Origin of the sequence: Aureivirga sp. CE67 (assembly GCF_015767245.1) — a bacterium.
Classification (GTDB): domain Bacteria; phylum Bacteroidota; class Bacteroidia; order Flavobacteriales; family Flavobacteriaceae; genus Aureivirga.
In genome coordinates this window covers 18,134-30,906 of sequence record NZ_JADOTV010000034.1, presented here as the reverse complement: position 1 = coordinate 30,906, position 12,773 = coordinate 18,134, and the positions used below count along the sequence as shown (strand labels likewise).

Annotated in this window: 11 protein-coding genes and 1 tRNA gene; 5 read left to right on the top strand and 7 right to left on the bottom strand. The window is 30.2% G+C overall.

Going from position 1 to position 12,773, the window contains the following annotated elements; all coding sequences use genetic code 11:
* Window positions 1–329 precede the first annotated feature (329 nt).
* Both I0K12_RS21360 and I0K12_RS21355 read left to right on the top strand, forming a co-directional pair.
* Window positions 330–1,079: a zinc-dependent peptidase gene (locus I0K12_RS21360; protein WP_196890217.1), complete on the top strand. Its 750-nt coding sequence runs from the start codon at window positions 330–332 to the stop codon at window positions 1,077–1,079.
* Window positions 1,080–1,224: 145 nt separating this feature from the next.
* Window positions 1,225–1,650, top strand: coding sequence for a CBS domain-containing protein (locus tag I0K12_RS21355; protein ID WP_196890216.1), 426 nt, complete (start codon window positions 1,225–1,227; stop codon window positions 1,648–1,650).
* Window positions 1,651–1,716: 66 nt separating this feature from the next.
* On the opposite strand, the gene I0K12_RS21350 is transcribed toward I0K12_RS21355, so the two are convergent.
* The 5 genes from I0K12_RS21350 to I0K12_RS21330 form a co-directional block, all read right to left on the bottom strand.
* Window positions 1,717–1,790, bottom strand: a tRNA-Asp gene (locus I0K12_RS21350).
* Between the two features lie 57 nt (window positions 1,791–1,847).
* Window positions 1,848–2,792 carry a GSCFA domain-containing protein gene (locus I0K12_RS21345; protein ID WP_196890215.1) on the bottom strand — a complete coding sequence of 315 codons (945 nt, stop codon included), beginning with the start codon at window positions 2,790–2,792 and terminating at the stop codon, window positions 1,848–1,850.
* A 76-nt stretch (window positions 2,793–2,868) separates the two neighbouring features.
* Entirely contained in the window at window positions 2,869–3,567 is a 699-nt protein-coding gene (locus I0K12_RS21340; protein WP_196890214.1) for a Bax inhibitor-1/YccA family protein, read from the bottom strand.
* Window positions 3,568–3,585: 18 nt separating this feature from the next.
* Window positions 3,586–3,915, bottom strand: a complete 330-nt coding sequence (locus I0K12_RS21335; RefSeq protein WP_196890213.1) for a MerR family transcriptional regulator — start codon at window positions 3,913–3,915, stop codon at window positions 3,586–3,588.
* Window positions 3,916–3,926: 11 nt separating this feature from the next.
* Window positions 3,927–4,895 (bottom strand): M23 family metallopeptidase, encoded by a 969-nt coding sequence (locus tag I0K12_RS21330; RefSeq protein ID WP_196890212.1) that lies wholly within the window; start codon window positions 4,893–4,895, stop codon window positions 3,927–3,929.
* Between the two features lie 143 nt (window positions 4,896–5,038).
* On the opposite strand from I0K12_RS21330, the gene alaS reads away from it, so the two are divergent.
* The gene (gene alaS, locus I0K12_RS21325) at window positions 5,039–7,654 is read left to right on the top strand and encodes an alanine--tRNA ligase (protein ID WP_196890211.1); all 2,616 of its coding nucleotides are present in this window, start codon (window positions 5,039–5,041) and stop codon (window positions 7,652–7,654) included.
* A gap of 284 nt (window positions 7,655–7,938) precedes the next feature.
* Here the strand turns inward: alaS and I0K12_RS21320 are convergent, their stop codons facing one another.
* A complete protein-coding gene (locus tag I0K12_RS21320; protein ID WP_196890210.1) occupies window positions 7,939–8,757 on the bottom strand; it encodes a zinc-dependent peptidase in 819 nt (272 codons plus the stop codon).
* 87 nt (window positions 8,758–8,844) lie between these two features.
* Between I0K12_RS21320 and I0K12_RS21315 the strand changes: the two genes are divergently transcribed.
* Window positions 8,845–9,375 carry a GTP-binding protein gene (locus I0K12_RS21315; protein WP_196890209.1) on the top strand — a complete coding sequence of 177 codons (531 nt, stop codon included), beginning with the start codon at window positions 8,845–8,847 and terminating at the stop codon, window positions 9,373–9,375.
* Here I0K12_RS21315 and I0K12_RS21310 read toward each other — a convergent pair.
* Entirely contained in the window at window positions 9,363–11,879 is a 2,517-nt protein-coding gene (locus I0K12_RS21310; protein WP_196890208.1) for a BamA/TamA family outer membrane protein, read from the bottom strand. The genes I0K12_RS21315 and I0K12_RS21310 overlap by 13 nt on opposite strands.
* Before the next feature lie 43 nt (window positions 11,880–11,922).
* Between I0K12_RS21310 and I0K12_RS21305 the strand changes: the two genes are divergently transcribed.
* Entirely contained in the window at window positions 11,923–12,657 is a 735-nt protein-coding gene (locus tag I0K12_RS21305; RefSeq protein WP_196890207.1) for a TrmH family RNA methyltransferase, read from the top strand.
* Window positions 12,658–12,773: the final 116 nt, after the last annotated feature.

Sequence of the window (12,773 nt, the reverse complement as noted above, 5' to 3'; positions counted from 1 at the left end):
AATAATGAATTAAATTTGCTCAAGACTTCGGAGGTTTAGGATTATTTTTTGGTAGAAACAAAACTATAACCTTTTGAAGTCTTTTTTTATCTTATACAATTTTAATCGTGATAATGTTTATTATCTAAAACTAACTTTATTCTTTCACTGTTTCTCATTTTCCATTTCAACAATAATACAAAATAACTTCAAAAATAGCAGCACCTTAATTGACCTTAACTCTCTCTTCTCATTTTTTTGAAAAAGCTTTAAAACTATAATTGAATAATATTTATTAATTTTAGAATTGATTTAAAATTTAAACTTAAATCCTTTCTAAAAAAAATAAAATGCAAAATCCTACTAACACAAGATTAGTATTAAGAAAAAATCCGCTTCGAATTGTTCTTTTCCCAAAAAGAATGAAAAAGAGTGAGAAAAAAATAATTGCCGAGAAAAACGAATTTTATCGAAAACTAAAACCTTTTCAGAAATGTCTTTTTGAACATCGAGTTTTGGTTTTTATCAAAAATCATCAATTTATAGGAAAAGACTTAAAAGTTACAAGAGAAATGGAGCTCCTGATTGCTGCTACAGCTATTATGCTTACTTTTGGTTTGGATCGCTATTTATACTTGAGCTTTGATTATATCTTGATTTATCCAGATATTTATTATTCGCAATTATCGAAAGAAAAACACAAAGGAGAAGCAAATCCAAAATATAAAGTAATTGTTTTCTCTTGGAAACACTTCTTAGAAGGATTTGCGGACAATTCTGACAATTTAAATTTAGGAATCCATGAATTGACACATGGATTACATTTTAGCTTCTTAAAATACCGAAATTATACTTCCAAAAGATTTATTGCTAAATATAAAGAATTACTAAACTTTCTAAAGAATAAAGAAGAGCAGCGAAAAATATTAGATTCAAAATATATTCGAAATTATGCTTTTGAAAACCAATATGAGTTTTTATCTGTTTTGGTAGAGCACTTTTTCGAAACACCACACCAGTTTCAACAAAAATTACCAGAAATTTATGGTTACCTCTGCGATATGTTCAATATGGATACTCGTGTAGTTTTAGATGATTAGAATATTAAGAGACATACCTAATAAAATTACAAAGAAGATATTGCTTTTTCATTGATATTTATCAGTCATTTTAGAATTAGTTATGATGAAATTTACCATATAAAACAAAGGAATTGAATTAATTAACTTTATAAAACTAAAATCGATGAAAAAAAGAGAAGCAGTAAATAAAATTATGTCAACGGACTTAATCACTATAAATTTATCAAACACACTTGTAGATGCTGAAAAACTATTTAAAGAAAACAGCATTCGCCACATTCCTGTAGTTTCTGGTGACAATCTAATAGGAATCTTAAGTTTAACAGATTTGATGCGTATTAGCTTCGTAGATGCTTATTCTGAAGATAATGGTGGAGCTGCAGTAGACACAGCAGTATACAATATGCTAACTGTAGAACAAGTAATGGTAAAAAACCTAGTGAAAGTAGAAGTAGGAACAACAATTAAAGAAGTAGCTGAAATATTATCTGAAAACGAATTCCACGCACTTCCAGTAATGGATGGGGACAAAATAGCTGGAATCGTTACAACAACAGATTTATTGAGATATTTATTAGAACAATATTAAGCAACCAACCTAAATTTTCTGATTACTTAAAACAAAAAAAGCTTCTCAAAATTGAGAAGCTTTTTGCGGTCTGGACGGGACTCGAACCCGCGACCCCCTGCGTGACAGGCAGGTATTCTAACCAGCTGAACTACCAGACCGTTTGCTTGATTGCGATGCAAATATACGAGCTTTTTTTATTCCTGCAAGTATTTTTTCTAAAAATTTATATCATTTTTTTTCGACAAATTTTCTTTTCGAATATTAAGTTTGCGTAAAAATTTTATATGTTGCTCGGAATCAGGATTAAATGGTTTATGAAGCAATCCTTTCTGTACAGAATCCACTTCTTTCATCACAGAAAAAATTTTTGAAAAAATCCAAGTTTTTTGAAATTTTTCCCAAATATATTCGATTGCCAAGCTATTTGGATGTAAAAAATCGTCTTTATAAAAACGATAATCTCGCAAATCATCCATCATAATTTCGAAAGAAGGGAAATAAAAACAGTTTTCATTTCGATCTATTACATTATGAATTGCACTTAATAGATTTGCTTTGCTTCGCATATTCTCTACAATTCCATTTTTTATATGCCTCACAGGACTTACTGTAAAAAGAATAGAAACTTCTGGATTTTCTTTTTTAAGCATCGAAATAATATTCTTTAGACTATTTTCTATTTCTTCTGTTTTAAGTAAATGTTTCTGAAATTCTTTTTGCGGAATTTTATGACAATTAGAAACTAAATTTCCAGATTCTAGAAATTCATAAACCCAAGCTGTACCTAGTGTTATAAAAATATGTGTTGCTTTTTGAAGTTTTTCTTTTGTTTGAATATTTACTTCTGAAGTATTTTTAATTAAATCTGGCAACGAAGCATTAGAAAACACAGAATGATGCTTAAAACTATGCCAGCGTTCATTTTGAAAGACAAAATCCTTTTCTTCATATTTTTTTTCTTCTACAATATCTCGAACAGCATTTTCTATAGCAACAGGATGAAACAAAATTCCGAAAGGATTCTTAGTAATCGGAAATTTAAAATAATCCAACTTCTCTCCTATATTTTCTACAAAACAAGACCCGAAAGTAACTATCGAAGATTTATAATCAATTTTATTTTCTGCTTCTGGAATTTTTATTTCTGTTCTAAAATTCATCTCAAAAAAGTTTTAACCTAAAATAAAAAACACCCTTTAAATTAAAGAGTGTTTTTCAAAATATATGTTTTAAATCTTATTTTCTATCTCCTAAAATTCTAAGTAAATAGATAAATAAGTTAATGAAATCTAAGTATAATGAAAGCGCTCCCATGATCGCTCCTTTCTGCTCCATTTCAGCATCTCCTTGCGCAATTTGTAATCCCATTTGCTTGATTTTTTGTGTATCATAAGCAGTTAAACCTACGAAGATAATTACACCAGCAAATGAAGAAATCCAATATAACATTGAGCTAGCAACAAAAATATTAACAATAGTTGCTATAATTAATCCAATTAGCGCCATAAATAAAAGTCTACCCCAAGAAGTCAAATCTTTCTTTGTATAGTATCCATAAGCACTCATTGCTCCAAAAGTTCCTGCAGTAATGAAAAATGTAGAAGCTATCGAAGCTCCTGTATATGCATAAAATATGAAAGAAAGCACAACTCCTGTAATTACAGAATAAACTAAAAACAGTAAAGTTGCTACTTGTGCAGATATTCTTTTAATTGCTCCTGAAATTCCAAATACAATTAATAATTGTACTCCAATTAAACCAAATAAAACCAATCTATTTGATCTAATCATTTGAGAAATCGTTTCATTCCCTGCAGCCCAAACCGCAGTAAGACCTGTTATAACTAAAGCTAAAGTCATCCATCCATAAACCTTTGTTATGAAATTAGCCTGAATAGCTTGAACTTGTTCTTGTGTTAAATGTGAATTTATCATTTTTCTAATTTTCCTTTTTTATAGTTGTTCTCTAATTTTGATTAATTCTGCTTTTACAGCTTCTAATCTAGAAATAATCTCAAAGTTTTTCTTTGTTTTATCTGGAGTAGCTTTTAATTTTTTCTTTGCTCCATCCAAAGTGAAACCTTTTTCTTTTACCAAATGAAATATTAATTGAAAATTCTTAATATCATTTTGTGTAAAGAGTCTATTTCCTTTTGTATTCTTTTTTGGTTTTATGATATCAAATTCCTTTTCCCAAAAACGTATCAAAGATGCGTTTACATTAAAGGCTTGTGCAACCTCCCCTATTCTATAATATCGTTTTTCTGGTAAATTGATATTCATAATCTATTTTTTTAGTCTAAAGATTGTCCTTCCTCATGAGATGCATCTAACATCTTTTCAAACTCTTCTGGTGTTAAATCACCATAATAATAGTAAACTGGATTTACTGGTTTTCCATTTTTATGCACTTCATAATGTAAATGTGGTGCAGCAGAACGTCCAGTATTTCCAACATATCCAATTACATCTCCTCTAAGAATTTTCTTTCCTTTTTTCGTATTCATTTTACTCATGTGTGCATAGATTGTTTTAAATCCATATCCATGATCAATAATTACGTGATTTCCGAAAGTTGAACTTCTTTTAGCTTTTACAACAGTTCCGTTTCCTGTTGCGTAAATTGGAGTTCCTTTATTTGCAGTAAAGTCCATTCCATTATGCATCTTTCTATATTTCAAGATTGGGTGCATACGCATTCCGAAACCAGAAGCCATTCTTTTTAAATCTTCATTTTTAACTGGTTGAATTGCAGGAATTGAAGCCAACATATTTTCTTTATCCTCTGCCAATTTGACAATTTCGTCTAAAGATTTTGATTGTACATAAATCTGATTTGCTAAATTATCTAGACTTTTCGTAACTGCTTCAATTTGATCAGAATTTTCAAATCCTTGTAGATTCTTATATCTATTCACCCCTCCAAAACCAGCTTTTCTTTGCTCTCTCGGAATAGGATTTGCTTCTAGATACTGTCTATAGATATTGTTATCTCTTTCTGCAATTTCGTCCATTCTTTTCTCATATTCAGTTAATCTTTTCTGAATAAGCTCCATATGAATTGCATAATTGTCGATTTCTCTTTTGTAATGCTTTTCTTTTGGAGAATAAACGAATGGAGTAATAATTAAATATCCCCAAATCATTAGAATTAATCCAGCTACCAAAACGGCTAATGCTGTCTTAATTTTATCTATTGGTTTTACTTTTATTTTTTTATACGATAATGTTTCCGGATCGTAGTAATATTTTACTTTCGCCATAATATGAAAAATATATTATTTTTGCATCAAATTAGGTGCCAATTTTCAGTAACTTGCACCCTCATTAAAAAGCAAATTTACAAAATGTTTTACAAATGCTTAATCTAAGCTTGCGTAAACATAATATTTATAATTAACATTTTATGAAATCACAGAAAATTAGACAGCAATTTTTAGACTTTTTTGAGTCAAAAAAGCATAAGCTAGTTCCTTCAGCGCCAATAGTTATTAAAGATGATCCAACTTTAATGTTTACAAACGCCGGAATGAACCAGTTCAAGGAGTTTTTCTTAGGTCACGGAAAACCAGAATCTGTTCGTATTTCTGATACTCAAAAATGTTTACGCGTTTCAGGTAAGCATAACGACTTGGAAGAAGTTGGAATGGATACTTACCATCATACGATGTTTGAAATGCTTGGGAATTGGAGTTTCGGAGATTACTTTAAGAAAGAAGCCATTTCTTGGGCATGGGAACTTTTAACAGAAGTTTATAAAATTGACAAAGACAGTTTATACGTTTCTGTATTCGAAGGAAGCAAAGAAGATGGTTTAGGTTTAGATCAAGAAGCATACGATTTATGGAAAGCAATTGTTCCTGAAGACAGAATTATTCTTGGAAATAAAAAAGATAATTTCTGGGAAATGGGAGACCAAGGACCTTGTGGACCATGTTCAGAAATTCACGTAGATATTCGTTCTGAGGAAGAAAAGAAAAAAGTTCCTGGAAAAGATTTAGTAAACGAAGATCACCCACAAGTGGTAGAGATTTGGAATTTAGTTTTCATGCAATTCAACAGAAAAGCAGATGGATCTTTAGAAAATCTTCCAGCTAAACATGTAGATACAGGAATGGGATTTGAGCGCCTTTGTATGGTGCTTCAAGGTGTACAATCAAACTATGATACAGATGTATTTACACCATTAATCCGTGAAATTGAAACAATCACACATTCAAAATATGAAAACAACGACGAAAAAGTAGATGTAGCAATTCGTGTAATTGCAGATCACGTTCGTGCCGTTTCTTTTGCAATTGTTGATGGGCAATTACCATCAAACAATGGAGCTGGATACGTTATTCGTCGTATTTTAAGAAGAGCTATCCGTTATGGATTTACTTTCTTAAGCCAAAAAGAACCGTTTATTTATAAGTTAGTAGAAACTTTAACTAAACAAATGGGAGAAGCTTTCCCAGAATTAAAAGCAAACAAAAACTTAGCAATTAATGTAATTAAAGAGGAAGAGCAATCTTTCTTACGTACATTAGGTCAAGGTCTAGTTTTATTAGACAGAATCATTGAAGAAACAAAAGGAAAAATTGTTGACGGACAAAAAGCTTTTGAACTTTATGATACTTATGGTTTCCCAATTGATTTAACTTCTTTAATTTTAAGAGAGAAAGGTTTAGATTTAGACGAGGATAAATTTAAAGAAGAGATGGAGAAACAAAAGAATAGATCAAGAGCTGCTTCTGCAGTTGCTACAGATGATTGGGTTGTTCTGATGGAAGACCAAGCTGAAGAGTTTATCGGATATGATTTATTAGAAGCGGATGTAAAAATCACTCGTTATAGAAAAGTAGTTTCTAAAAAAGACGGGGAAATGTATCAAATCGTTTTCAACATGACACCATTCTATCCAGAAGGAGGAGGACAAGTTGGAGATAAAGGATATATTGAAGTTTCTAATGGAAATGTGATTTATGTAGAAAATACGAAAAAAGAAAACAACTTAATCGTTCACTACACGAAAAACATTCCAGCAGATCCTTCGCAACGTTTCCACGTAGTTGTAGATACAAAACAACGTCATAGAGCTGCTTGTAATCATACTGCAACACACTTACTTCACCAAGCTTTACGTACTGTTTTAGGAACTCACGTAGAACAAAAAGGTTCTTTAGTAAGTTCAAGATATTTACGTTTTGATTTCTCTCATTTCTCAAAAATGACGGAAGATGAAATCAAAGCAGTAGAAAACTTTGTAAACGCTAGAATTCGTGAGAATTTACCATTAGAAGAACAAAGAAGTATTCCTTTCCAAAAAGCAATTGACGAAGGAGCTGTAGCTTTATTTGGTGAAAAATATGGAGCAAATGTTCGTGCTATTCGTTTTGGAGAAAGCATGGAACTTTGTGGTGGAACACATGTACAAAGTACTGCTGCAATTTGGCATTTCAAAATCACTTCTGAAGGAGCTGTAGCTGCTGGTATTCGTCGTATTGAAGCGATAACTAAAGATGCTGCTCAAGATTATTTCGCAGAACAAGATGTTGTTTTCGGAAAAATCAAGAAGTCTCTTAAAAATGCAAAAGATCCTGTAAAAACAATTACATCTTTACAAGAAGAAAACTCTAGTTTGAAAAAACAAATTGAGCAACTTCTTAAAGAAAAAGCATTGAACTTAAAATCTAGTTTAAAGAACGAAGTTGAAAACATCAATGGTGTAAACATCATCGCTAAAAAATTAGATTTAGATGCAGGTGGAATTAAAGATTTAGCTTTTGCTTTAAATGGTGAAATCGAAAACTTATTCTTCTTCGCAGCTGCTGAGAATGGTGGAAAAGTGACTTTAACTTGTTCTATCGCTAAAAACTTAGTAGAAGAAAAAGGATTAGATGCAGGAAAAATCGTTCGTGAACTTGGAAAATTAATCCAAGGTGGCGGAGGAGGTCAAAAATTCTTTGCAACAGCAGGTGGTAAAAATCCAGCAGGAATTCCACAAGCTTTAGTTGATGTAAAAGAATATTTGAACTAATAATCAGAATTAAATGTATTTAGTTTTCATTAATAAACTTGACTAAATACAATTAGTAATAAATAAAAAAAGGCTGTCTTATTAAATGAGATAGCCTTTTTTGTTTAAGAACTCGTTTAAACTTTTTTGCCAAAACAAGGAGTTTCATCTGATGTTTATTGATGATGAAGGGAAAAAATTTCAGCATAGCCTTAGCTATGGTTAAAATTTTTCACAAGCCAGTGGTGAACATGCTTGAAACGAATTTTGAGTTAAAAAGTTTAAATGAGTTCTAAATCAAGTTTTTATTTTTTGGGTAAAATTCTTGGATTTTCTTTAAGTGGAATTTGCTTAAACATATCTTTAAGCAAAGCATAAAGTTTTGGGTGTTCTCTTTTTAATTTCTGCGGTTGTTCAAAAAAATATTCTCCAATTACAGCAAAAAACTCCGCAGGATTTGTTCCCCCATACGAACGAATATCCGATTTATTCTCATGAATCATTTTGATATTTTTTCGAATATATTCCATCCACAATGCACTGTATTTATGATGAATTAAAATTTCAGGAACACCATTTACTTCGTAATCTTCTCGATCTAAAAGATGTAAAAATTCATGTATTGCCACATTTTGTTTATCATTTGCAATATCAAATCCATGATGAAGCGCTGGTTTCGAAAGAATCATCACACTTCTCAAATGTCCTCCAGTACCTACAACACCTGAAATAAATTCTTTGCTATCTTTATTCGTAAATTGTCGATCTCTGTCAAATGTTTTTGGATAAATCAAAACTTCTTCCAGATACGAATATTGCCACTTTGGAAAAGCAAAAATTGGAATAATTGCTCCTGCTGCTACTAATATTTTATCTAAATCATCTACTTCTGTTTTTACACCAATCACTTTCACATTGGCCAGAAAAAACATAACTCTTTTCTGAAATTCTACTTTTAACTCAGGTGAAAGTTTTTGATAATAACGAACATGTTTTTCCAACATTTCTTTCCAGGCTTCTGGCATTGGTAGTTCTTCTCTTTTCTTTAGCTCTCTTTTTTTTCGAAATCGAAAAAAAATCAACAAAAACACTGATAAAATAAAAATAATAGATAGTATTTTCATATTTCTTAACGTTTTACTTGGTAATTAGAGTGAAAAAATAGTAATTTATCACTGAAAACCTAACCAAAAACATATTAATTAACAAAAATGAACAAAGAGGGAAGCGATATCTACTTGAAACCAAGATTTCGATTTGAAATTAATAAAGAAAAAGAGCAACTTATTGAGAATTTTAAAATCTTAAAAAAAGATCCTAATTGTAATTATCCAATTAAAGTTGTAGATAATCATATCATTGTAGATATTCCACATGAATCTAATCATTTTTGGTCACCTCAGTTACATTTTGAAATTATTGATGGAGAAGAAAAATTAAGTTTAGTAAAAGGAATTTTTGGTCCAAAACCAAATGTTTGGACGATGTTTATGTTCATTCATTTTGCTGTAGCTTTTGCTTTCACAGTTTTCTTTATCATTTTTTATACAGAATGGAGTTTAGATAAAGATTATACTATTTCTCTTTCTTTTATGATAGGTTTACCAATTCTTTGGTGTGTTTTATATATACTTGGACAACTTGGAAAAAGAACAGGACGCTCTCAAATGATTGAATTGTATCAATTTTTCATCAAAGGAATGAATATAAGATCATCGGAATTTAATTATCAGAAAGGATAATTAATTCCGATATTAATCACTGATTTTTTGAAGTTATAATTCGTAAACCAACGATTAGTTTCTAAGTATGGCTCATAAGTTTTAAATCCAAAATCTAAACGAATTACCAAGAAATTCACATCATATCGCATTCCAAACCCACTACCTATTGCGATATCTCGTAATGAATCAAACCCATTGAATTTCTCATCATCTGGAGTAATCGAATTATTTGTAATATCCCAAATATTTCCAGCATCAATAAAGAATGCTCCATTGAAACTTCCAAGAACATTAAAACGATACTCTAAACTCGAAAGTATTTTAAAATTCCCTACATTATACTCCAATCCATTTCTTGTAGAACCTGGCCCTAAACTATAAACTTTCCAAGCTCTTAAATCATTTGGTCCTCCAATATAATAAGCTTTATTAAACGGTACTCCTTTTGAATTCCCATACGGTAAAGCAATTCCTGTAAAAAATCGATAAGCTAATGTCTTTTTAGGTCCAAATCCCCAAAACTTTCGATATTCCAAATCAAGTTTTGCATACTGTGCAATTGGAATTCCTAATAATTTCTTTGAACTATCTCCTCCTTCACTTTTTACAAAAATAGAAGCTAAATTTCCTGCTGTTGCAGCTCTCACACGAATCGCAGAAAAGCTATTATCTTTTATTCCTTTACTATTATTGTAATTATAATTATAAACTATCGCAGGAATCAGGTAATCTTCCGTAATGATATCATACCTTCTTTTAATATTTTGTACACTTTTATAATCACTTGGGAATTGTGTAGCAAAACCGTTACTTGGATCTAAAACATAATCAATATAAGTTAATGGTATCAAATTTCCATTTTCATCTTTTGCATTTTCTGGTGCTGGAATATCAGTATCCGAAATATTAATCAGTGTATTTCTGTCTGTTCTATAAATATTAAAATAAGAACTTACATTTAAATTTCGAATGTATTGAAGATTTAATAATTCAATCGAATGCTTATTTTTTCTATTTGGGGCCCAAGAATAAGTAAGAGATCCTGTGAAATTTTGCTTATCTAATCCTATATTTTTCTGAAAATTTGTTGCTAATAAAAACTGTGTTTTAGGCGACATATCTTTACTCACCCATTTATTCGTTTTAAAAGGAAGTAAAAATCTTGGAATTTTCAATGAAATATCACCTCCTGCTTCCCACGCATTAAAGAATGTATTGAATTCGGCTGCATCTTGAGAATTCAAAAAAGAACCTTGCACCGATAATTTTAAAATTTCCGCACCTTTAAAAATATTTCTATTCAACAAAGAAACTCCTGCAGAAACTCCAAAAGGTCTAACATTGGAATGTGTTAATTCTGTATTTATCCCTAATCTAAATTTCTCGTAAGGTGTCAAATAAATAGAAGCTTCAAGTGTACTATCTTTCAACTCTCTATATCGTATTTCTACCAATTTAAAATTCTGAAGATTTCTTATCTGCGTTCTAGTATTTTCCCTATCAATATCTCGATATAAAGAATCTGGCTGGATGAAAATTGCATTCGATAATAATTTAGGATTGTACTTTGATTTTTCATGATTTATAAATTCCATCTTATTATAAACCAAAGTATCCTTATATGGTTTCTGTCTATCATTAAAATAGTAATCTGTATAAACTTTTACTTTCGAGACTGTTTGTTTTTTATAAGGAACAAAATATACCGAATCAGCTTTACTTATATATCGGTTTGCAATTTGAAGTTTTACATTTACATCAAATTCATTTCTGGTAGTATCAATACTAAAACGAATCGAATTTGGATCAAAATAATACACTCCATTATTTCTAAAAAGTCTTGTTATTTTATCTCTTTCATCTTCAAAATAGGACAATTTTAATAATTCTCCTTTTTTAATAGAAGTTGGAAATTTTCTTTTCTGATAAATTAAATCTAATTCTTTGGAAGAGATATCTTTACTTATAGAATCGATTCTGTAAGGAGTATTTTTTTCTATATAATATTCTACCTCTGCCTTTTTATTTGGATAAAGAATTTCTTTATAATCAATCTTTACCTTATAATATCCTTGGTTGATAAAATAGGATTTTAAATTTTTCGCAGTTGCAGTAGTTTTTTCAGAATCCAAAATCACAGGAGCTTCTCCTTTTTCCAAAAACCATTTATTAAGTCCTTTATATGTATTATTCATTGAAGAAACTTGTTTTCTAGAAAAAGTCTTATCTAGAAATTTTAAAGTTTTTGGATGCCTATCTAAATATTGAACAAAAGCTGTATCATAACCCTTATTTCCTAGATTATAAAAATAAAGTGGAAATTTCAATAACAACACGGACTGATTAGGTCGCTGAATAATATATTCATTTGCTTCCTTCACTCCTCCTTGCTTACCATCTACAAATAACTTATTCTTTGTTAACAAATGTTTTCCTTCCGGAACGTATTTCACTGAATTACAAGAAACAAAAGCTAAAGAAGCAATTAAAAATACTATTGATATTAAAATATTGTTTTTCAATAAATAAGAGTTTAAATTTGCCCTAAAAATAACACATTTCGAAATGTTATCTAAAAATCAAATAAAATTTATAAACAGTTTACATAACAAAAAATACAGAAACAAATACGGATTCTTTATTGCTGAGGGTATAAAGGTAGTAAATGAACTTTTAGATTCAAATCTTGAGTTACACGAATTATATGCCACGGAAGATTTTAACATAAATTTAGATTCTCAGACGCAAATTATTTCTGAAAATGAATTAAAAAAAATCAGTAATCTTAAGTCTCCAAATAAAGTTTTAGCGATTTTTAAAATACCAGAAACTAAAAAACTAAAAACAGAAGGTTTAATCGTTGCACTAGATTGCATCAATGATCCTGGAAATTTAGGGACAATCATTCGTCTTTGTGATTGGTTTGGCGTAGAGCAATTAGTTTGTTCTAAAGATACTGTGGATTGTTACAACTCAAAAGTAGTACAATCAACGATGGGTTCGCTTTCTAGAGTAGAAATCATTTATACAAACCTAGAAGAATATCTAGATACTTATCCTCATGATATTTATGGTGCAGATATGGATGGTGAGATTATTTATTCAGTGAAAATCCCCGAAAATGCACTTCTAATCATGGGGAATGAAGCAAATGGGCTTAGTGAAAAAATAGAACAAAAAGTAACTAAAACCATTTCAATACCGAGGTTTGGAAATCTTCAAGTAACAGAAAGCTTAAATGTTGCAACTGCTACAAGCATCCTTCTAAATGAGTTTAGAAGAAATACATATTCTAAATAGCTTCAGGAGCTTCCCCTATCGGGTCGGGCTTTTCAATACAAGTTTCATGTTTAAAAAAAAGATATTCTAAAGAAATTAAAAGCTTCCGTTGGTCACTCTTACTTCCTAAGAATATC